13 protein-coding genes are annotated in these 21,619 nt (G+C 42.2%); 1 reads left to right on the plus strand and 12 read right to left on the minus strand.

The window, feature by feature from the left end; translation table 11 throughout:
• Positions 1-359: 359 nt before the first annotated feature.
• The 12 genes from galA to HMPREF9072_RS06735 all read right to left on the minus strand — a co-directional run bounded on the left by galA (position 360) and on the right by HMPREF9072_RS06735 (position 19,899).
• Positions 360-2,816: a beta-galactosidase GalA gene (gene galA, locus HMPREF9072_RS06680; RefSeq protein ID WP_009411014.1), complete on the minus strand. Its 2,457-nt coding sequence runs from the start codon at positions 2,814-2,816 to the stop codon at positions 360-362.
• Positions 2,817-3,605, minus strand: a complete 789-nt coding sequence (locus tag HMPREF9072_RS06685) for a glycoside hydrolase family 16 protein (protein ID WP_009411015.1) — start codon at positions 3,603-3,605, stop codon at positions 2,817-2,819.
• Positions 3,606-3,637: 32 nt separating this feature from the next.
• On the minus strand, positions 3,638-5,194 hold the full coding sequence (locus HMPREF9072_RS06690; protein ID WP_009411016.1) for a DUF1735 domain-containing protein: 1,557 nt from the start codon (positions 5,192-5,194) through the stop codon (positions 3,638-3,640).
• Between the two features lie 148 nt (positions 5,195-5,342).
• Positions 5,343-7,043, minus strand: a complete 1,701-nt coding sequence (locus tag HMPREF9072_RS06695; RefSeq protein WP_009411017.1) for a RagB/SusD family nutrient uptake outer membrane protein — start codon at positions 7,041-7,043, stop codon at positions 5,343-5,345.
• 4 nt (positions 7,044-7,047) lie between these two features.
• A complete protein-coding gene (locus tag HMPREF9072_RS06700; protein WP_034566261.1) occupies positions 7,048-9,801 on the minus strand; it encodes a SusC/RagA family TonB-linked outer membrane protein in 2,754 nt (917 codons plus the stop codon).
• 140 nt (positions 9,802-9,941) lie between these two features.
• Positions 9,942-11,690 (minus strand): RagB/SusD family nutrient uptake outer membrane protein, encoded by a 1,749-nt coding sequence (locus HMPREF9072_RS06705; RefSeq protein ID WP_009411019.1) that lies wholly within the window; start codon positions 11,688-11,690, stop codon positions 9,942-9,944.
• Positions 11,691-11,702: 12 nt separating this feature from the next.
• Positions 11,703-14,987 carry a TonB-dependent receptor gene (locus tag HMPREF9072_RS06710; protein ID WP_009411020.1) on the minus strand — a complete coding sequence of 1,095 codons (3,285 nt, stop codon included), beginning with the start codon at positions 14,985-14,987 and terminating at the stop codon, positions 11,703-11,705.
• A 771-nt stretch (positions 14,988-15,758) separates the two neighbouring features.
• Positions 15,759-16,217 carry a CopD family protein gene (locus HMPREF9072_RS06715; protein ID WP_009411023.1) on the minus strand — a complete coding sequence of 153 codons (459 nt, stop codon included), beginning with the start codon at positions 16,215-16,217 and terminating at the stop codon, positions 15,759-15,761.
• A 19-nt stretch (positions 16,218-16,236) separates the two neighbouring features.
• Positions 16,237-16,803: an aminoacyl-tRNA hydrolase gene (pth, locus tag HMPREF9072_RS06720; RefSeq protein WP_009411024.1), complete on the minus strand. Its 567-nt coding sequence runs from the start codon at positions 16,801-16,803 to the stop codon at positions 16,237-16,239.
• A gap of 43 nt (positions 16,804-16,846) precedes the next feature.
• Positions 16,847-18,148 carry a 30S ribosomal protein S12 methylthiotransferase RimO gene (gene rimO, locus HMPREF9072_RS06725; protein WP_009411025.1) on the minus strand — a complete coding sequence of 434 codons (1,302 nt, stop codon included), beginning with the start codon at positions 18,146-18,148 and terminating at the stop codon, positions 16,847-16,849.
• A 50-nt stretch (positions 18,149-18,198) separates the two neighbouring features.
• Positions 18,199-18,816 (minus strand): hypothetical protein, encoded by a 618-nt coding sequence (locus HMPREF9072_RS06730; protein WP_009411026.1) that lies wholly within the window; start codon positions 18,814-18,816, stop codon positions 18,199-18,201.
• A gap of 3 nt (positions 18,817-18,819) precedes the next feature.
• Entirely contained in the window at positions 18,820-19,899 is a 1,080-nt protein-coding gene (locus HMPREF9072_RS06735; RefSeq protein ID WP_009411027.1) for a hypothetical protein, read from the minus strand.
• 291 nt (positions 19,900-20,190) lie between these two features.
• Here HMPREF9072_RS06735 and HMPREF9072_RS06740 point away from each other — a divergent pair, with 291 nt between their 5' ends.
• A complete protein-coding gene (locus tag HMPREF9072_RS06740) occupies positions 20,191-21,426 on the plus strand; it encodes a site-specific integrase (RefSeq protein WP_009411028.1) in 1,236 nt (411 codons plus the stop codon).
• Positions 21,427-21,619 lie beyond the last annotated feature (193 nt).

Below are 21,619 nucleotides of genomic sequence, written 5' to 3' on the forward strand. Positions count from 1 at the left end.
TTCGTATAAGCTTCCTATAAGCTAACCCCACCCTTCTCATAGCCCTTTTTCATCAAAAAGTCTCTTAGTCTCCTTCTGAAAATCTTCGTTTCCTTCCGAAAGTCCTAACCAGTTCGATTTGTCCTACAAGTTATACCTGTCAAAACCCTCTTTTTTATCACTACCCATTTTCTAATTCTCTCATTTTATAATCTGCTAATTCACACCACAAAGTTATAAAATATTTGTCAATACAGCAATATGCTCTCTCTCTTTTCACTCTAAGTCAGTTTTTCCCTTTATTTATTCTTCGTTCAAACCTTAACTTACTTTTTACTGACGTACCCAGCTGTGAACCCTCGCAGGCTTTACCTTTTACCTTAATTCATTCTCACCACCGCCTCTTTCAGTCCGTTACTTGTAGCGCGCAGTTGTACCTTTCCGCCTTTTTTACCTGAGCGGATAATCACTTGGCATTTGCCATTGAAAAGTTTGCGCTCTACACGCTCTCCTTCGGCAAAAGTATCTTTCTCGTGCGAACTGGGGTCGCCGTTTCCTACTCCTATAATGCGAGCATCTCCTGTAAGCTGAAACTGTATAAGGGCATCGGCATTAGGTACTTCACGTCCTTTTTTATCTACTACACTCACATTCACCACTACGGCATCTTGCTTACCGGCTTTCAGTTGTGTTTTATGAGGAGAAAGCACAATCGCAAAAGGTTTTTCGGTAGTAGTTATTTCGGAGGTAATCCGCTTCCCATTCTTAGTGCCTACCGCTTTCAGCGTACCTTTTTCGTAGGGTACTTCCCAGTATAAGTGTCCAAAAGCAGGTGTTTTTTGTTTGCCGAGTGTCTTTCCGTTCAAGAAAAGTTCCACTTCTTCGGTATTGCTATATACCCACACTTTTACCACAGTGTTTTGGGGCAGGTTCAGATTCCAATGAGGGGCTATGTGTAATACAGGCGATTCACTCCAATGGGCTTTGTAGTAGTAATACACGTTCTTAGGGAAACCACACACGTCCATTACCCCAAAATGCGAACTGATATTAGGCCACGCAAAAGGGGTAGGCTCTCCGCGATAGTCGAAGCCCGTCCATACGAAACCTCCCATAAAACGAGGGTCGTTAGCAGTCGTGCTGTACCATTGCTGTGCTTGTGATGCCCAACTGGGGTAACTCTTGTCTTGGTCGAGCAGATAGGCGCGTAGGGTATCGGCTACAAAATGACCGCTGTACCCCCCGGCTTTGTCGAGCACTATTTCCGGCAGATACACCCCTCGAGTACCCACGGTGCTGGCTACTTCGGTACCGATGATAGGTTGGTTAGGGTGCGCTTTCTCATAATCGGTAAGCCCATAGAGGTTGTAATTGAAACCTCGTACGGGTATGGCAGCACTCACCCCTTCACTTTCATTACCTACGTTGGCACCATAAGTGCTCACGCGTGAAGGGTCTAAATGCTGTTGTAAACTCACCAACGTACGCGCAATGAGCTCGCCTGTTTCGGTACTTTGTATTTTTTCTTCTTCATTCCCGATACACCACATAAAGACGCTAGCGTGATTGCGGTCGCGCTTGATAAGGTCTTCAAATTGTTGACGGTATTCTTGCCCGCTGTTTAAGAGTCGGGTTTCGTCCATCACTAATAAACCCAAACTGTCGCAGGCTTGTAGCACGGCAGGGCTATGAGGGTGATGGGCAGTGCGGTAAGCATTGGCACCCATTGCTTTGAGTAACCCGATGCGATAATACTGCAACTCATCTAATAGTGCAGTACCTACGCCGGCGTGGTCTTGATGTACGCACACGCCTTTTATTTTCATTTTTTTGTCGTTGAGGTAAAAGCCGTCGGGTTGATAACTAAAAGTGCGTACCCCAAAGCGGGTGTGAATAAGGTCGGTGGTCTTTCCGTTGGAAATGATTTTCGTTGTTAAGGTGTACAGATAGGGGTGCTCAGTGTCCCAAAGCTGTGCATTAGGAATGTTAAGGTTACTCTTTACAGTTACTTTTTCGTTAGAGGCAAAAGTAGTATTTGCAGATTTGTGAGTAGCTATTACTTTCTTTTCACGGTTAAGAATAGTCCATTCCACCTGGAAAGTTTGTGAGCTTGTTTCTCGGTTATGCACAGTGGCTTCGGCGTGCATTTCGGCTTGTTTGCCAATGCTTTTGGTATAGATAAAAACCTCTTCGGGGGAAGAGTGAACAGAGTTGTAAGTATTCAGCCACACGTGCCGATAGATACCTGCGCCTTCGTAAAACCAACCCTCGTTTTGGGTAGCGTCTACCCTTACGGTAATCACGTTGGGTTTGCCAAAATGCACCAAATCGGTAATATCGTACTTTATTCCTGTATACCCGCTGAGGTGATGCCCTACATAAATGCCATTTACCCAACACCGACTGTCTCTAAAAATACCGTCGAATTGCAGTTCGATGCGTTTGCCTGCATCGGATTTGCTGAGGTCAAAGGTTTTTCTATACCAACCGATACTATGCTCGGGGAAGGTACTGCCTAAGGCTTTATATCCGTGTGACCAATCACCTTTTTCACTGAAAGGGAGAATTACTGCCCAATCGTGAGGGAGGTCTACGGTTTGCCACGCGCTATCGTCGTAGTCTATGCTCGAAAAGTTAATGCCTTTGGAAAGTGTTTTAGAGAAGTCGTTATACACGCGGTAAAACAAATCTTTAGTAGGGTCGGTAGCGTGCCCTAAGCTGAATTTCCAACCATTATCTAACAATATATGCTCCCTAATGGCTTGCCCATAGATGGGGTGAGCAAGCCATAGGAGCATACCGATGAGAAAGGGAAGAAACTTGTATGGATATCTCATTTACTTTTTAGGTACATATTTGTATACCTTTACCCAATCTACTTGTAGTTTGAGTTGTTTGGTAAAAGGTTTGTTAATGTCTTTTTCAGTTTGAAAGCATAAATGGTGAGGTGCTTTAGCCATTGCTATAGGGTCTTTAAGAGTCCATTCGAGTTTACCGTCGATGTAAATCTTTATGTACTCAGGAGCCCATTCCATTGCTACAATATGCCAATCGGTTTTGCTGTAGTTGCGGAAGCTCTGTTGATACTGTTGGTCTTTACCAGATACTGCGTAATGGATATAGGTATTCCAAGCGTTGTCCTCGTGATTTGTTTCATAGATGTCGTTTTCGCCATCGTCAGGCCATTTTTCACTCTCAGGCCAAGTAAGTCCTAAACCGCTGGAAGACTTATGAGGGTCTTCGTCCATACGTATTCTGAACTCAAACTTACCGTATTTGTAGTTCTTTTTATGAGCTATTCCACCTGTTATAAACATTCCTTCGCGTTTATAATCTTTGTCGATAAGGCAATTCAAGAAGCCGTCTTTCACTTCTATAGCGTAGGTACGACGCGTATTCTCGGGTTTGAGTTTGCCTTCTTTTTCAAGATACTCATTGTCGTATACAGCCCAATTATCTGTGTTTAAGGCATTGCCATCGAAGTTGTCTTGGAAGTCTAACACCCATTCAGTAGGGGTTTCAGGCATAGGGTTGTCTTCAATAGGAGCGTCTCCTCCCGATTTGTTACAGGCAGTAAGCCCGCACAATAACATTGTAATAAAACTAAAGGTTGTTGCGTTTTTCATATGTTTTTTAATTATCTATTTAATAAATTCATTTAAGGTGCTTTTTTGATAAAGATATCTGAAAAGGTCAAGTCTTCGTAATTGTTATCCCAGCTACCTATCTTTATCACAAAGTATAATTTACCTGTTTTAGTAGCTGTATAGGTCTTTTCACCTGAAGCTAATTCCGACATCAGTCCGCTTTTAGGTGTTTTGATTTCTCCGGATAGGTCAAATACCTTACCGTCGTTGAAGTCTTTGCCTTCTTCTGGTTCCCATTGACTTATATACACTTGTATCCAACCCCACGCTTTGCCTTTGGCGGTGAGTGTCATATCGTAAGTATAGGTTTCTCCTCCACTTACTTCAATAGGCTGATAAATTACGTGGTTGAACATCTTTCCTTCGGTGCCCGAAGTGTAATGAATATTACCGTCGGTAATGGTGATATCAGCTTTTTCTGAAAGACCTCCATTGATGCCTTGCAACAGTATTTTCCAAGCGTCTTTCTTGATGCTAGTCTCTACCGGAGGTTTAGGAGGCTTAGGACTATTATCTTTCTTGAATACTATATCAGAGAGGGCTAAATTCTCAAAGTTGTTATCCCAGCTACCTATCTTTATTACAAAGTATAGCGTGCCGGTTTTACCAGCGGTATAGGTCTTTTGGTCTTGGATAGCTGAAAGTTCGGCAAATGAACCACTCATAGGAGAGGTGATGTTGTTTTGGAGTTCTAATACTTTGCCATCGCCGAAGTCTTTGCCTTCTTCGGGTTCGTGTTCACTCACATACGCTTGTATCCAACCCCACGCTTTTCCTTTGATTTCCACGTGCATATCGTAAGTGTAAGTTTGTCCTTTTTCCACATTTACCGGTTGATAAATCACGTGGTTGAACTTGCCACCCACTTTACCAGATGAGTATTGGATATTACCATCTACGATATTAATCTTAGCATCGGCTGTAATTTTTCCGTCTATACTTTGTTTTAGAATCTTCCAAGCGTCTTTTTTGAGCATATTTTCCACAGGAGGCTTAGGAGGTTCAGGTGGAGTAGGCAAGAACTTCGCCCCGTCAATCACTACAATAGTAGTTGCTTTGTTTTGAAGGATTCTCTCATTGCCATAAATGCTTACTGCCAAAGCGATGCGATTCTTGTAGTAATCGGGGTGGTCGGTAAGGAGCTTTTGCACATCTACGTCCAAGTAAAACGATTCTTCACTTTTACCAGAGGCAACGTTTACGCTTTCAGGCAAAGTGTAAGAACCTTCGGGTAGTACTACAGCCGGTTTTTTCTCGTCGTTTTTGTACTTTTCTACATAAGCATTAGTAGCTTGTGCATCAACTTTTACTTTTACAGCAAAGCCATCGGTAGAGAGACCAGAGTTCTTCACGCCGAGCACTATTTTCAATTTCTTAGTAGTCTCGTCGAAAGTGTAGTTCTCGGAGTTTCCGCCGAAAGGCACATTGTATTCATTACCTCCGTTGTTCAAGGAGGCTTGTGGCATATAGATATTGTTTATACCAGGGTCTTCAAAAACATCGTCTTTTTTACAAGCGATGAAGGCTACGAATAGGAGTAGCAATAATGTAATGTTTTTTGTTTTCATATATAAGAGTTTGTCCTCACCCCCTCCTTCTCCCCCTCCCCCAAGGGAAGGGGGAGGGAATCCGCAAAAGCGATGAGGTTTGTTATTCAGTTATTTTTTTCAAATTGACGTATTTCGTAATTTGTCATTTGTCATTCGTCATTCGTCACTACCAACCTGGATTTTGTTTTACAATTCCGTTAGATTTATTGATTTCGCTATGAGGAATAGGGTAGTAATACATCTTTTCGGTAAAAGTGCGCTTTTCTACTTCTTTTACTTGATAGCTGAATTTATTACCGTTTTTAGTAGCTTGCACTCCCGTAAGTGGCTCATTGAGCACGGTAGCAGCGTCTTTCCAACGGCGCAAATCCCAATAGCGGTGTTCTTCAAAGGCGAGTTCTATACGGCGTTCGTGTTTTACTTTCTCTCTGAACTCCTCTTTTGATGCTGTAGTAATCGCAGGCATTTCCACACCCGTTCTGCCTCTCACCAAATTGATAGCCTCTTTGGCAGTGAGAGCATAACCGTTGTTAGCATCGGGTCCGTAGGCTTCGTTCATCGCCTCGGCATAGTTGAGGTAAATTTCAGCCAAACGGAAAACTACCCAAGAGCGGAGTCTTTTCTCATCTTGCACTAAATCGAGGTTGTCGTTCAAAAACTTTTTGAGGTAGTAGCCCGTGCGTGAAGCGTTTTTGGCGTTGTAGTTGTCAGCGCCACCTGCATATATTTCCATTGTGCGTCCGTTCCATTGACTGTTGTTGGTTACTATCGTATAGCCGAGTCGAGGGTCGCGATTGGCGTATATATCATTAGGGTCGGGGGCACCTTTGTACTCATAAGCACTCACCAAATTATGTGAAGGCGTGATGCCACTATTACCCCCTGCCGTGCCAATGGGGTAGTTTTTCCTTTCCAAGTCATTGGTGGCACTTTGGCGAATTGCCAGAATGGTCTCAGTGCTTTTAGTGGTTCTGTCGCCGAGGAACAAATCGCGGTAACTATTGTCGAGGCTGTAGAGATTTAAGCTGAGAAGCTCATTAGCAGCACTGGCAGCTGCTTTCCACTTGTTTACATCGTTAGTGGGGTTGTACAGCGGACTTGCCGCATAAAGCAACACTCTGGATTTGAGGGCTAAGGCAGCACCTTTGGTAATACGCCCATCTAAGCCAATATCAAAATCTCTTCCCCAATTGGTAATCAAGCTATCTTTGGAAGCATCGATTTCACTCACGATATAGTTCACTACCTCGTCCACTGTGTTGCGAGGCAAAAGTGTGTTACTATCGGCGGAAAGACTTGTTTTTACAAGAGGTACCCCTCCATAGCGTTTCAGTAGTTCGAAATAGAAATAAGCTCGCAACACGCGGTTTTCAAAGCGCAAAGCCCTTATGCTCTTCACATCGCGATTGTAGTTGTTGATGTCGTTTTGAGTGATGAGGTTGCGGTTCTGCTTTAAGAAAGAAGCATAGTTAGGGAATTTTTCCAAGAAATAAGTAGCTGCTTGTATACCTTCGTAGTTGTAAGCATACGCATTATCGGGGTTGTTGGTGCTATTCCAGCTTCCTTCGTTAAAAACTTGAGTGTTTGAAGGCGAAAGCGTATATTCAGCCTCGTCGCTCACTGCTGCAAACAGATTGCCATCGATGGCATCAAAGCGGTTTTGCAAACGTGTGTAGGCAGCATAACCAAAGTCGTAAAGCACTTGGTAATTGGTTTTTATCTGCTCGTCGGTATCGTAAATATCTTCTTTGGTGTCTAACACATTACACCCGATGAGTGTACTCATCAGCGCAATGCAGCTCACTGCAAAGATTGTTCTGCTCGGTTTATTACTCTTTAACATAGCGATATATTTTCGGTAGTTCATTTGTTTAAAACTTTAAAGACACCCCCATAGTAACCGATTTGAGGGCAGGGTAACCCGATAGTACTTCGGGGTCTAAGTCGTAATCGGTAAGTAGTGATGAGAAAGTAAACGGATTGGTGGCATTTACGTAAATGCGCAATTTGCTAACGCCTATCTCGTCGAGCATTCGTTTAGGAATGCTGTAACCTAACTCTATGTAGCGTACTCTTAGGTAATTAGCTTTCTTTATCCACAAGGTGGAAGGCTGGGTGTTATTGTTGTTGCTCAATAACGACAAACGTGGGTACTGGGCGCTGCTACGGGTATCGATGCCTTGTGTAGGATAGTAAGCCCAGCGGTTTTTGGCGATAGCATACACATTGCCGTTGTTCTCGAAAGCAACCGTTTTTTGGCGAGCATCGTCTAATAAATTCACCTCTCTGCCTTGTACTCCTTGCACGAGCACTCCAAGGTCAAATCCTTCGTAACCAAGGTTGATTGTACCAGCATAAGTGAGTGTAGGGAGGTAGCTTTTGCCTATTTCGGTTTTATCGGCAGGGTCTATACGGTTGTCACCATTTAGGTCGCGGTATTTCACATCACCAGGGGCAACGTTTCCAAACGAAGGTTTAGGGAGTGAAGGTAGCAGATTGCCATTGTTGTCAAAATCGTTTATGTCGTAAAACCCAGTAGCTTCATAGCCAAAGCGTGTGCCGATAGGTCGGCCTGTTTGAGCTGAACTCTCGCTACTAGCATCGTACTCAGCCATATAGTCTATTTTGTTTTTAGCATACGAAGCATTAGCGCCTATACTATAAGTGAGTTTTCCTGCTGCATTGCTGTAAAGCGTACTCACTTCAAAACCTCGGTTAGTTACTTTTCCTATATTTTTATAGGGAGGGGTAGCCCCAAAGACACTTGAAATACTGTAATCAGGGGTGATAATACCTTCGTGTTTGTTGAGGAAAGCATCTATCATCACGTCCCATTTGTTGAAGAATTTAGCTTCCGCGCCTATGTTGTACTTATAGGCTTTTTCGGCAAATATACGCTCATTAGGTACGTATTTTAGTCCGATAGCACTATGCCAGGATGGGTCGTCGTTTCCTGTGGCAAAACCGCCTCCTCCGTAAGAACCGTAATAGCGTTCGTATAAGTAGCGACCTTCGTTGTACACATCGTTACCCGTAGTGCCTACTGAAGCGCGCAATTTCAACCGATTGATATTGGCATTCGCCGAAGGGTGTTGCTCATTGAAAACCTGATAGGCTGCTGAAAGGGCGTGATAAAAACCAAACCGATTGCCTTTTTTGTAGTTATCCGAGCCACCGAAAGCAAAACCAAATTCTGCCGATACGCGTTTGTTCCAATCGTAGAACACACGTCCGCCGATGTTCTGATAGGCGTAGTTGTTGTTCAAACCCGCTTTTCCGTTGAGATTGTCGTCTATATTATAAACGTATTGAAGGTAGTTTACTGTTGTTTGAAAAGTGTTTTGTCCAAACTCACGGGCATAACCTGCACCCAACAGAAACTGCAAACGGTTCCATTGGTTGGTACCCCAGTCGTCGTTTACTTTGTAGTTACTATCGCGATGAGTGGTTTGTGCTACCCCATTGAACATACGAGTGTAATCTCTACTTACAATGCGTGTGCCTCGTGTCCACGAACTGAGCGATACGCCTTGTTGTATGTATAAACCAGGGGTGATGAAGTCTAATTTCTCTTTTAGGTTGAAATTAGCCCCTAAAGTGCGGTCGTGTAGGGTTTTGATACCTAAGGCTCGGATAGAAGCGTAAGGGTTATCGGGGTGGATGGCTGTACCAGGGAACGACCCATTGGGGTTTTGCGCCGGATAAATGATATTAGGGTAGCTCGCCAAGTTTTGCCAGAGCTTATACTCGTTGTAATTAGGCGATTTACGGTCTTCTATACGCCCGTTGATATTTACATTTCCTTCAAATATTTTGAGCATACTGAAGTCTAAATTTGCCTTTACGAGATATTGGTCGAACCTTCCGCTGGAATGCGAATCGTCGTTCTTAGAGGCGTACAAACCACTGTTGCCTGCGTGCCCTAATAGCACAAAATACTTGGTGTTAGCCGAGCCTCCGCGTATGCTCACATCTTGCCTATCAAACAAAGCCGACTTTTTGAGCACTTTGTCATACCAATCGGTGTTGTATTTCACATCGTTAGGAATATTGTAAAAGCTCGTCCAAGCACCTGCATCGTTACTGTAAGCCTCGTTGTATAGCTGAGCATACTCGGTAGCCGATAGCGGTTTGCTCAGTACCGTAGGCATTTGTACGCCTGTTTGGAAATCTACCCCTACCACAGGCTTGCCTTCTGTACCGCGTTTGGTGGTAATCCACACGATGCCGTGCGCTCCTTTCATACCAAATGGTGCTAAGGCAGCCGCATCTTTCAAAACCGTAATCGACTCGATTTCGGAAGGCGATAGCAGTATAAAATCACTTTGGTAACCATCGATAAAATAGGTAACCGAAGGGTAGTTGTAAGAACCCAACCCGCGGATATTTAGGCTGGCATTGTCCATTCCTCCGCCTTGCAATACAGTGAGTCCAGGTAGCAACCCAAACAAACTGTTGGTAAAGTTAGTTGTGGGCATTTTCAAGAGTTGTTCTCCTTTTACTGATGAGGTAGAAAGCGTAGACAATTCTTCGGGTACGTTCAGAGGGCTTTGTGCCTGCACAGCACCTGCCCAAAGCATACAGCCCACAAGGCTACAAAATAATATGTTATGTTTATATTTCATTTCAGTTGTTTTTATTACACGTGAGTTTAGGATATTTTTTTTGCTTCCCACGAATCTCACGAATTGTATTCAGTATAAAAATCCTTTATATTGTATAATCTCACGAATTTTCACCTTATGGTGAATTTCTTTTATTTATATCAATAACCAGGGTTTTGTATCAAGTAGCCTTTGTTCACTTCCGATTGAGGGAAAGGCTCTAAATACTGACTGTTGTCCCAATACCCTGTATAGACAGGTTTCACAGCATAAGAAGCGTAATCCCAAGCGTTCCACCCTTCCGATTTTCCTGGGGCGTACTCAAAAACTACTCCTTTCTTTTCCCCTCCAATGATACCATTGGCAATATCGGTGAGTTTCCAGTGTTTTACATCAAAGTAACGGTGATTTTCTTCGTAGAACTCTACCGCCCACTCTCTTTGCACGAGTTTGCGCAAAGCATCTTGTCCTGTTTCAGTAACATTGGGCAGCCCTGCACGCGAGCGGATAACGTTTAGGTTTTGCAAAGCCTGAGCAGGATTGCCTGCTTCGTTATAGGCTTCGGCGAGATTTAAATAGAACTCAGCTAAACGGTATAAAGGGAATTCAAACCAATCGCGGGTATCAGCCATATAGAAGAATTTCACACGGCGTCCTGCGCCTTCACTGCCCGCTCTCTTTTCCCAAGTAGAAGCATTTGCCAAACTCTCACTCGACCAATAATGCGAACTCGGGTTGTTCCACGCTTGTTGTCCTGCAATCGCTGCTGAGGCTTTAAAGCGGGCTTCTAACTCATTGCACTTGTTCACATAAGTAGCGTAGCTTTCCCAATTTTCACCCGTCCACGTTTGGTCAGTTCCATCAGTTTTGTAGTATTGGGTAAGCTGCAAGTAACTCATAGAATTAGCTCCTCCTGGTTGGCTGTGAGGGTTATAAGCCTCTATATACTGTTGTGATTTAAAGGCGAGGAGCACTTCTCGGTTGTTAGGGGTTGCTACCGCTGTACCGTAATCGGCTAAAGGGTTCCCCGTATTGATGATTTGGTAACCATTGGCAGTTGCCCATCGTATCACTTGTTCATTTGCCTCTATAGCTTTTTGCCATAATGAAGCGTCTTGCGTACCAAAACAAATCAGGTTGTTATTACCTCCCAAACTCATATAAGGTGTATTGCTATTGAACAGCGGACGAGCGGCGTACATCAATGCTTCGGCTTTGATACACATTGGGATACCTTTGGTTACACGTCCTTTTTCCGAAGCGTTGTAGCTATCGGGCAGGTCGGTAAAAGCTTTGTTGCAAAGGGCAATAATGTGGTCTAAGGTAGCGCGCAAGGTCGCGCGAGAGATATTCAGGTTAGAATCTATCGAAAGTGTACCTTCTATAATAGGCACTCCTCCATAACGTTTGAACATTTCCTCATATCGGTAAGCGATGAGGGTATACATTTCAGCTTTAATGCTTTTCTTTTGTACCTCAGTAAGATCGGGGACTTTATCGATGTTCTCAATCACCAAATAGCACTGACGGATAGATTGGTAGTTGAACACGAACCCATCGGAGCTAAGTGCTTTGCCATCGGAGTCGCTGGCTACCATTCCAGAACGTTGAATTTTATAGGTGTCTTCCCAACTGAATTTCACATCGTTCACTTCTCCCGATAGGTGAGAGAGTGTGCCTGCTTTCAGTCCACTAATGCGCCCGTTGTCGAAACGCAAGGTAATACCTGATTGCAGGCTCATCGCGTAGGCTTGGGCAATAGCTGAGAGAGATTTCTGTTTGCTCGAAAAGATAGAATCGACATTCACATCGCTTCCTAAACTCTTTTCGAGAAAGTGGTCTTCTAACTTACAAGAAAATACTTGTGCGAAAAAGACGAGGATTAAGGTGGTATAAATGAGCTTTTTCATTGGTTGTATTTTTTAAAATTGAACGTTGAGCCCTACGCTATAAGTGCGGGTCATAGGGTAGAGATATCCAGAGGCAGCGCCATTAGAATCTTGTTGTTCGGGGTCGTAACCATCGTGCATTTTAGACCACGTATAGAGGTTGTTACCGCTCACCGATAGTTTCACCGATGAGATACCCGTTTTTTCCAGCCACATTTTCTTTTGCAAGAGATAGCTTACCTCTACGTTTTTCAGCTTGATATGGTCGGTAGAGAGCAACCAGAAGTCACTAAACAATCCGTTGATGTTATCACCTGTGCGCATAGAAGCACGTGGGAAAGTAGGGGTAATGTCATTTTGGGCTTTCTCAGGAGTCCAACGTCCGTCGTACTGATGTTGGAAAGCAGCCCCTGTACCCATATAGAAAGGGTTACGTGTATAGAAATCCAAAGGCATAGAACCTTGAGCCGTACCAGTGAAGAGCACTGATATTTCAAATCCTTTGTAACCTACATTGAGGTTTGCCCCAAAAGTATAGCGAGGGAAGTTTGCATAACCAATAGGCACGCGGTCTTTCTCGTCGATAACGCCATCGCCATTCACATCTACATAACGGAGGTCACCAGGTTGTACTTTATTGCCATCAAAACGCGAATATGGGCGTTGCATTACTTCTTGCCAAGTGTTGTAGAAACCATTGGTGAGATAACCTCTGTACTGCCCGATAGAATAACCCGTTTCATTCATCCAAGGGTGAGGGTTGTTAGGCTCATCGCGGTAGTCTATTTTATTTTTAGCATAGGATACATTCCCCCCGATACCATAAGTGAAATCGCCTATCTTGTCGCCCCAGTGCACTTGTAGTTCGTAACCTTTATTGGTTACTTTTCCGATATTAGTAGCTGGCAAATCGGAACCTACAATACCAGGCACTGTACCTCTGTTCCACAAGATGTTGTCGCGTTTTTCTTGGAATACATCGGCATTGATAGTAAGCCTATCTTTAAACATATTCAGGTCGATACCTGCATTGCTTTTTTTGGCGCGTTCCCAAGTAACATTGGGGTTCCCAACACGAGTTTCCCAAGCACCGGTATAGAAAGGGTCTTTGGTAGTACCATCACTACTACCGAAATAGTAACCTCCTGCACCATAGCCATCGTTGCGGTAGCCTTCATAGCCATAGCCCCAAGTACTAGGCAAGTATAGAAAACGGCGACCACCTACTTGGTCATTTCCTACTTCGCCATAAGAACCTCTGAGCTTTAAGTAAGTAACAATATTGTTTTTAGGGAAGAACTTTTCGTTAGTAACTACCCAACCCAATGAGAAGGCAGGGAAGAACCCGAAGCGTTTACCAGGAGCGAAATTTTCGGTACCATTATACCCCATATTGCCTTCAATAAGGTAACGGCGGTCGTAATCGTAAGTAACCCTACCTGCGAGCCCCATAATACCAGCAGGCACGTTGAACTCAAAACCAGGGTCATACGTTTTTTGTCCGTTAGCCAAAAGTAAGGCAGTGATATTGTGTTTTCCGAAAGAGCGTTCGTAGTTAGTCGCTAATTCAAAATAAAGGCGACGCCACTTGCTTGATTTAAAGCGGTCGGTAAGAGTAGTGTGTTTGAGTCTGCCGCCAAAGAAGAGTAGTTCAGCAGGGTTTTTAGGGTTGCGAGTTACGCTATACGAAGGGATAGAGCGTTCTCTTTTCACACCTTTTCTATACAAATCGTTGTAAGAAAAAGTACCCGAAATAGAAAGACCCTGAGTGATATAATCGAGTTTGTGTTTCAGTTTTAAGTTTAGGTTCAAGTCGGTTTGATAGGTAGTAAGATAAGGTCGCCAGAGCAAGCTAGACAACACCGAATAACCTGTACCTCCTTTGCCTACTAAAGGATTTACGCCATCTACATATCCATCGATTAAACGTCCGTCCACAATACCAGGACCTGCAAAAGGAGTATTTGCCAAAATGTGTACTAACATCGACTTTTTGCGGGCTGTTTCGCTGTTTACATCGCCGTCTTGCTCACTACCCAAAATACCTCCTACCTTTGAAGATACAGCAGCAAGGTCGAGTGTGAGGTTGGTGCGGTCGGTAAGTTCAAAATCGAAGTTAGAGCGGAAGTTGTAACGCTGGTATTTAGAGTTTACATCGGCGTTGTGGTAGTTAGTTTCTTTGAAAGTACCTCCTTGATAGAAATAACCCAAAGAAGTAAAGTAACGCGTTTTCTCACTTCCCCCTGATACGTTTAAGTTGAATTGCGTTTGAGGAGATACCCCGCCAAAAGCTTCTTTGAAATAGTTATGACTGGTATAATATAGCGCTGGGCTATTTAGCAGGGCTTGTTTTTGTTCAGGGGTGAGGTTCATCGCTTCCACCTCTTGAGGTGTATAGTCGCGATTGTTCTTGAACTTCCACAACTCGTTGTGAAAACCGCTTTCACTGAACAGTTTATCGAAGTTACTAGGGTCGTTGTCATTACGAATAGCTTCGTTGCGGAAACGAGCATAATCATAAGAACTGAGCAGGTCTAACTGAGTAGCCAACTCACTCATACCAAAGTTATAAGTAAGACTCACCTTAGGAGCGCCAGAGCGACCTCTTTTGGTAGTTACTACCACCACCCCATTAGCTCCTTTCACACCATAGACAGCTGTTGCCGAAGCGTCTTTCAGTAAGTTGATACTTTCAATTTCGTAAGGGTCCATCGCGTTTACCGCATTCATAGAGCTTTGGATACCATCTACTACTACCAAAGGTTCTTGGCTACTTGCATTGAAGGTACTCACCCCGCGAATACGAATGGTAGTAGCGTTCCTACCAGGCTCACCACTAGACTGAGTGGAAGTAATCCCTGGCATACGCCCTACCAGCGCATTGGAGACGTTGGCAACTGCATTTTCTACGAGTTTATTTCCTTTAACAGAAGAAATAGCACCTGTTACAGTTTCCTTCTTTTGGGTACCATACCCCACAACCACCACCTCTTTTAGTTCGGTGGTTTCGGGCAAGAGCTTTACAGTGATGTTGTTGCGGTTTTGCACCTGCACTTTGGTACTCTTATATCCCATAAAGGATATTTCTAAGGTAGCATTTCCGTTCTTCAAGCTGAGTTGGAAGTTACCGTCGAAATCGGAGGTTACGCCGTTTTTAGTACCTGCTTCCAATACGGTAGCACCCATCAGAGGCATATTGTCTTCATCAACTACTTTCCCTTTTACTGTTTGGGCAAACAGGGATTGTGCTCCTACGCATAGCCCGAACAGCCAAGCGAGCATCAGTAGTTTGGTTTTGTATGAATGTAATCTATCCATAATTTTGGAATTTTAGTTATATGGAAAATGTCTTATTTCGTTGGGGCAAAGGTAGGGTGTTATAGTTAAAGGGTTGTTATCATTTCTTTTCGTTTATTTATCAAATTCTATCTACTGTAAGAAATATTAAAGTAAAGGAAATGTTTAGGTATTTGTTATATTGTGTTTATCAAAGGTTTATAACAAAATACTTTTTTCTTTGACAAGTGCAATATTACATATTTTAAAATAAATAAACAAATAGAGGTTTTACAGTGGGTCTTCAGTGGGTCTACAGTGGGTCTACAATGGAGACTAACCGAAGATTAATTGAATACTAAATGAACACTGATTGGATTTAGAATGTTACTAAAACCAATCGAGGGAAGGAAAAAAATTAGCAAATTAAAAAATGAGAGAATTAGAAAATGAGAGAATTAACAGATTAGTAAACGGAGACGAAGAAAATTGGAGAGGTTCGGAAGAGGTAATTCAGACAAAAGATAAGAATAAAGAGGGTGGGCTTAGCTGATAGGAAGCTGTATAAAGAAGAGAGATTTTTTTTGTTATGATACAAATGCAACTTAAAGAGCTGGTGTAACCCATAATAACTGACTTCGACAATTGGTTTGTAATCGGAATCAGCTAAAAACCTTAGGTGTGAGTGAAAATGGAAAGTTAAGAGGGGTAAAAGCAGAATTTAACCAGTCGGGAAGTTTGAAGAGAAACAATCCGCGTTTAAATCTTAAAGGAAAGAGGGCTAATGGAAGTTTATTAGTTAGCTTTTTAATATTATTGTATTCCTCCTATTCTTACTAAACTACCCAGTACTACCATTACTACCCCTATAAGAGTAACACAGATAATATGCACTGCCATTTCAGGCAACTTGTTAAGCTGACCTTTGCGCAGTTTGGGCAAAACGCGCGTTTGTGCCGAAATAGCAAAACAAATAGAGGTAAGCAAGCAAGAGAGTTTCAGCGATACCACGCGCTCAATAGGAGTAGCGAATGAAAACCAAGAACTGAAGCCAGCGTTGTAGTCGTAAGCCATCAAAATACCTGTGATAACTAATACGGCAAGTGAGGGCATACCGATAGGCTCGTAAGTCTTCTCGAAATTGCCTATATAGCTAAAATCTTTGCGTTTAAGAGCTTTTGGCAAATAGCCGATAGCCAATACTAAGTGTCCGCCTACCCAAATAGAGGCAGCAATGAGGTGCAGAATGAGAATGAGGTGATGTGTGTACATAGGTATTAGGGGGTAGGGGTTACTTGTTATTAAACGTATTCATTGTAATATTAAGCCCTGCTAAGCCAAAAGAAAGAACAGCTTCGGCACATTTTTCTAAGCGTTCGGGGAGGAGGGTCTGCTCTTCGGGAGTCCATTCACCGAGTACATAGTCTATTTGCTTGCCCAATTCAAAATTACTGCTAATGCCAAAGCGCAAACGCGCATATTGTTGGGTGTTCAGTTGGGCTTGTATATCTTTAAGTCCGTTGTGCCCCCCGTCGCTACCTTTGCCTTTGATTCGGATAGTGCCAAACGGGATATTCAAATCGTCGCAAATGACTAAAAGGTTTTCCAAAGGAATGTTCTCTTTTTCCATCCAGTAGCGTACCGCTTTGCCACTGAGGTTCATATACGTGGAGGGTTTCAACAATATAAAGGTACGCCCTTTCACTTTAATTTCGGCGAGGTCACCAAGCTTCTGAGTAGTAAAAGAAGCATTATGGTCTTTCACCAATGTATCGGCTATAAGGAATCCTATATTATGACGTGTGTTAGCGTATTCAGCCCCTATATTGCCGAGGCAGGCGATTAAATATTTCTTCATAGTGCAAAGGTAATAATAATTTGCGAATTAGCCAATTTGTTGATTAGCACGGCTCTCCATACAAATCGTAATCGGTAGCATCAATAATCTTTACATCTGTAAAATCACCTATCTTTACATAGTGTTTTTTAGCATCGATAAGCACCTCGTTATCTACATCGGGCGAGTCGTATTCGGTGCGACCTACAAAGTAGTTGCCCTCTTTGCGGTCGATGAGACAACGAAAAGTCTTCCCTACTTTCTCTTGGTTGAGTTCCCAAGATATTTGCGACTGTATCTCCATAATCTCGTTAGCACGTGCAAGCTTTACTTCTTCCGGCACATCGTCTTCGAGCGCATAGGCGGTAGTGTTTTCCTCGTGACTGTAAGTAAAACAACCCAAACGGTCGAAGCGCATTTCTTTTACAAAGTCTTTCAGCTTCTGGAAGTCTTCTTCCGTTTCTCCTGGGTACCCCACAATAAGGGTAGTGCGTATAGCCATTTCGGGTATTGCTTCGCGGAACTTTCTCAGCAGTTTAGTAGTCTTCGCTTGAGTAGTACCGCGCTTCATACTTGCGAGGATAGAGTCCGAAATATGTTGAAGCGGAATGTCTAAATAGTTGCAGATTTTAGGTTCAGTCTTCATCACCTCCAATACGTCCATCGGGAAGCCGGTAGGGAAAGCGTAGTGGATGCGTATCCATTCAATTCCTTCTACTTTCACAAGGGCACGCAATAGGTCAGCCAAAGCACGCTTTTTGTAGAGGTCAAGTCCGTAATAGGTAATGTCTTGAGCGATGAGTATAAGTTCTTTCACCCCTTTGGCAGCCAACTTCTCCGCTTCGGTTACGAGAGCTTCAATAGGGGTCGATAGGTGCGCCCCGCGCATTAGCGGAATCGCACAAAAGCTACAAGGGCGATCGCAACCTTCCGATATTTTCAGATAAGCGTAGTTCTTAGGGGTAGTGGTGAGGCGCTCGCCTATGAGCTCGTGCTTATAGTCGGCACCCAGTACTTTCAAAAGGGCAGGGAGTTCACTAGTGCCGAAGTATTGGTCTACATCAGGGATTTCTTTCTCCAAATCGGGCTTATAGCGTTCAGAGAGACACCCCATCACAAACACCTTATCTACCAATCCGGCTTCTTTCTGTTGCACATAGTCCAAAATAGTGTTGATACTCTCCTCTTTGGCATTGTTGATAAACCCACAAGTGTTAATCACCACAATATTGCCTTTTTGTTCGTGCACCACCTCTTTACCACCCGCTTTAAGTTGCCCCATCAGCACTTCGCTGTCATACACATTTTTAGAACACCCAAGGGTTACGACGTTTATAGTGTTTTTCTTTATACTTCTTGTTCGCATCTGTTGTTAGTTTCAGGGAGCAAAGATAAGAATAATTTTGTGGTTCACGCTTAAAAATGGAAATTCAGCTGTACAAAGCCTATTTTAGCTAAACGACTCTCAAACCACTCGGTTTGAGCATCGGGGTCGAAGCTTCGGCGATCGCGACGAATGCTGTATTTCACAAAAAAACCTGGCTCGGTAGCTACCGAAAAATTCTTGCTCAAGCGAAATAGTACCCCGAAAAAAGGATTAAGAGCAATATTAGTAAAGTGTTGTTGGCGGTCTTTGTAATAAAGATAACGCCCCCAAACATCAATTCCATAGTAGAATTGCCATTTCTTATAGTCTTTGAAGAGTTTATCAACACCTATCTTCAAAGCAAGTTCATAACTGCTATCCTTAGCAGTTTCTGCGCGATAATCTCCCCCAATACGATAGGCAAAAGAAGGTGTTTTTAGGTAGCGGTATTCCAATAGGAAAGCATTGCTATCACTGGGGAAGGCGGCATTTACAAATTTGGAAAGCCCTATGCCTATTTGATGCTTACATTCTGGTATATCATTCACAATTGTTGTAGGAGAGGTAGTGGCGACGATACTATCAGTAGTCCTAAAAAGAACATTGCCCTCTTGAGCGAGAGCAATGCCATTAATTATAGTTAAAATGAATAATAAGAACTTTCTCATTACTTATTTAGTAAAACGTTTGAATATTTCAGTTACTCTCTCTTCAAAATCCGATACATATTTTTCTGCTTTTTCTTTCGAACCGTCAGAGAAAACAAAGTAAACTACCTCTTCGTCGTTTTCTTTATCGAATTTCACATCAGCTACTTTGCGACCATTTTTATAGAGCTCTGCTTTTACATAAGTATTTGCTTCTTCCACTGTTAAGTCTCCTATTTTTTTACCTGACTTATGCACTGATTTTACATCTGCTTGTGCTATAATTTGAAAGTCATTTTGAATAGCTAACACGTGAATGTTATCAACTGCTTCTTCAAAAGTAGCAAAGCTATCATAATTGCCAGAAGTAAGTTTTACATTGGCTTTTAATCCAGTTGTGCAGCCTTGAGGAGAACTAAAGGCAAAGTCAAAGATAAAGTTCTCAGCGGTTTGTTTGGTAAGTCTGATAGTAGTGGTAAATGGATTGGTAAAAATAGTAATATCTGCTGAAGTAGGCACTGCAAAATTAGCGTTTTGTTCATATCTCACATTGCCAATTGTTACTTCAAGCATTTTTACGTTATCTACCGTAACAACAGCGTGACCTTTTATAGGAAGTTTACTTACATCTCCTCCTTCAAAAGTAGCTTTAAAATCTTCATAATTTTCTACTACCCCACGGGCATTGTTGGTAGTACTGCTAGCCGTAGCTGGGAACAACCAAACAATGTTATTGGTAGTATTAGCCGTTTTGTCCCATTGTTTAGTATTGCTATTCCAAGTGTAGGTACCTTTGAGCTCTTGGTAGTTAAAACCATTGTCTTTGTTCAAGTCAAACTGACGGTCGAATTGGTCACCTAATTGGTCAAACCACGTTTCTTTTTGACCATATTGGTCTCTACCTGCTTCTTTGAATACAGTATTGTAAAAGAAGTCAGCAAAACCGCCGTCATTTGCTTTTTTAAGACAGTCATAAAAACTGTTCATCGTAGCGGTAACCGCTGCTTTTGCTTCCTCTGCAGAATATGCAGGAGCATCATCGTTTTTGTCGCCACAACTTACGAGGGCAACTGTAGCCAAAAGGCTCAATAAAATTCTCTTCATAATGAATGTTAGTATTTAAATTTTGGGGCAAAATTACGAATAAAAAGCAAAACTACAAAAAATAATGTAATTAACTCATACAAAGAGGATTATTTTTTTTGATAGGAAGATAAAAGAAGACAGAGACTTAGATGATTTGGACAGGTTTTTTCAAAATTAGGTTTCTAAATCGTTACCTAATGACTTGAAAAAATATTTTCATTAGTAGGTTATATTTCAGTGTTTTACACCTTTTTTCATATTGTACAGTAACTTGATAAAAAGTACTTTCGCAAATTAAAAAATTAGAGTATGAAAAAAGTAAAACGCTCAACCTTTAAGGTATTGTTCTACCTTAAAAAGAATGCCCCAAAGAAGAACGGTAAGGTTGCTATTATGGGACGTATTACCATTGACAATCAGGTAGCTCAGTTTAGTACCAAACTTGAAATCCTTCCACAGAAATGGGATTTGAAGTACGGAAGGGTAACAGGTAAAACAGAAGAAGCTACCCAACTTAATCGCAAGCTGGAAGAGATTCGCTCACGTATCATTACTCATTATGAGGAGTTGATGAAGTACGAGGGAGTGGTTACTGCTCAGAAGCTAAAAGCTACTTTTCTAGGCATAGGAGTAATGGAAGATTCCTTGCTAAAAGTCTATGAGAAGTTCAAAGAAGACTTTGCCCTGATGGTAGAAAAAGGTGTTAGAAGTTATAGTACGCTCAACAAATACGAAAATGTATACACTCATTTGAGCGAGTTTATCCAGTACAAATACCGCAGAAGTGATATTTCTTTCAAAGAACTTACAGAAGACTTTATCAACGATTTTGACTTCTATCTTAGAGTTAATAAAAGTCTTACTCACAACACAATATGGGTTTATATGATGCCCCTTTGTAAAATGGTAGAAATAGCGATAGACAAGGGTATCATCTATCGCAATCCTTTTAAGAATTATATAAGTTCTATGGAGGAGAAAGATAGAGGCTATTTGCTTAGAGAGGAAGTAGAAACTCTTTTACAATATCACCCTAAGAGTGCTTCTGCTGAATTAGTACGAGACCTATTTGTTTTTAGTTGCTTTACAGGCTTCTCTTACATTGACATCAAGCAACTCAAGAAAAGCCACTTACAATCGTTCTTTGACGGCAACAAATGGCTTATCAAACGACGTCAGAAATCTGATGTGCCCTGTAATGTACGTCTGTTAGATATAGCCGAGAAAATTATTGAAAAATATGAGGGTACGACTCGTACAGAGGCACTATTTCCTACACCCTCCAATGCTAATTGCAACCTCCTGATTAAAAAGATGATGAAAGATTGCAACATCATTCGTGAAAAACCTATCTCCTTTCACTGGGCACGCCATACCTTTGGTACTCTGTTCTTAACAGAAGGGGTTCCCTTGGAAAGTGTTAGTAAGATGATGGGACATAAGAATATCAAAACTACCCAGATTTATGCTAAAATCACCAATGAGAAAATCAGCAAGGATATGGAAATTGCTGCCGAACGATTAAAGAATTTAAAGATAGGATAGCTTCTCAGTGTCTTTTAAAAATTAGAAATCCATTGATAATATTTCAAAAAGAGATGTGTCAATGGATTTTTTTGTTGCCTTACAAAAAGCTATCTCACAAAGATAAGAGTGTTATTAAGACTTACCTATTTTCCCTGTTTTAAACACTTAAGGCACGTAATGGCGGTTCGTTGTTCGAGTGCAAAGGTATTTC

Origin of the sequence: Capnocytophaga sp. oral taxon 324 str. F0483 (genome assembly GCF_000318315.2) — a bacterium.
Lineage (GTDB): Bacteria > Bacteroidota > Bacteroidia > Flavobacteriales > Flavobacteriaceae > Capnocytophaga > Capnocytophaga ochracea.

Excerpts from the sequence above, each read along its gene's own strand:
- galA (WP_009411014.1), bottom strand. The coding sequence starts at position 2,816 with ATGAGATATCCATACAAGTTTCTTCCCTTTCTCATCGGTATGCTCCTA.
- HMPREF9072_RS06685 (WP_009411015.1), bottom strand. The coding sequence starts at position 3,605 with ATGAAAAACGCAACAACCTTTAGTTTTATTACAATGTTATTGTGCGGG.
- HMPREF9072_RS06690 (WP_009411016.1), bottom strand. The coding sequence starts at position 5,194 with ATGAAAACAAAAAACATTACATTATTGCTACTCCTATTCGTAGCCTTC.
- HMPREF9072_RS06695 (WP_009411017.1), bottom strand. The coding sequence starts at position 7,043 with ATGAACTACCGAAAATATATCGCTATGTTAAAGAGTAATAAACCGAGC.
- HMPREF9072_RS06700 (WP_034566261.1), bottom strand. The coding sequence starts at position 9,801 with ATGAAATATAAACATAACATATTATTTTGTAGCCTTGTGGGCTGTATG.
- HMPREF9072_RS06705 (WP_009411019.1), bottom strand. The coding sequence starts at position 11,690 with ATGAAAAAGCTCATTTATACCACCTTAATCCTCGTCTTTTTCGCACAA.
- HMPREF9072_RS06710 (WP_009411020.1), bottom strand. The coding sequence starts at position 14,987 with ATGGATAGATTACATTCATACAAAACCAAACTACTGATGCTCGCTTGG.
- HMPREF9072_RS06715 (WP_009411023.1), bottom strand. The coding sequence starts at position 16,217 with ATGTACACACATCACCTCATTCTCATTCTGCACCTCATTGCTGCCTCT.
- pth (WP_009411024.1), bottom strand. The coding sequence starts at position 16,803 with ATGAAGAAATATTTAATCGCCTGCCTCGGCAATATAGGGGCTGAATAC.
- rimO (WP_009411025.1), bottom strand. The coding sequence starts at position 18,148 with ATGCGAACAAGAAGTATAAAGAAAAACACTATAAACGTCGTAACCCTT.
- HMPREF9072_RS06730 (WP_009411026.1), bottom strand. The coding sequence starts at position 18,816 with ATGAGAAAGTTCTTATTATTCATTTTAACTATAATTAATGGCATTGCT.
- HMPREF9072_RS06735 (WP_009411027.1), bottom strand. The coding sequence starts at position 19,899 with ATGAAGAGAATTTTATTGAGCCTTTTGGCTACAGTTGCCCTCGTAAGT.
- HMPREF9072_RS06740 (WP_009411028.1), top strand. The coding sequence starts at position 20,191 with ATGAAAAAAGTAAAACGCTCAACCTTTAAGGTATTGTTCTACCTTAAA.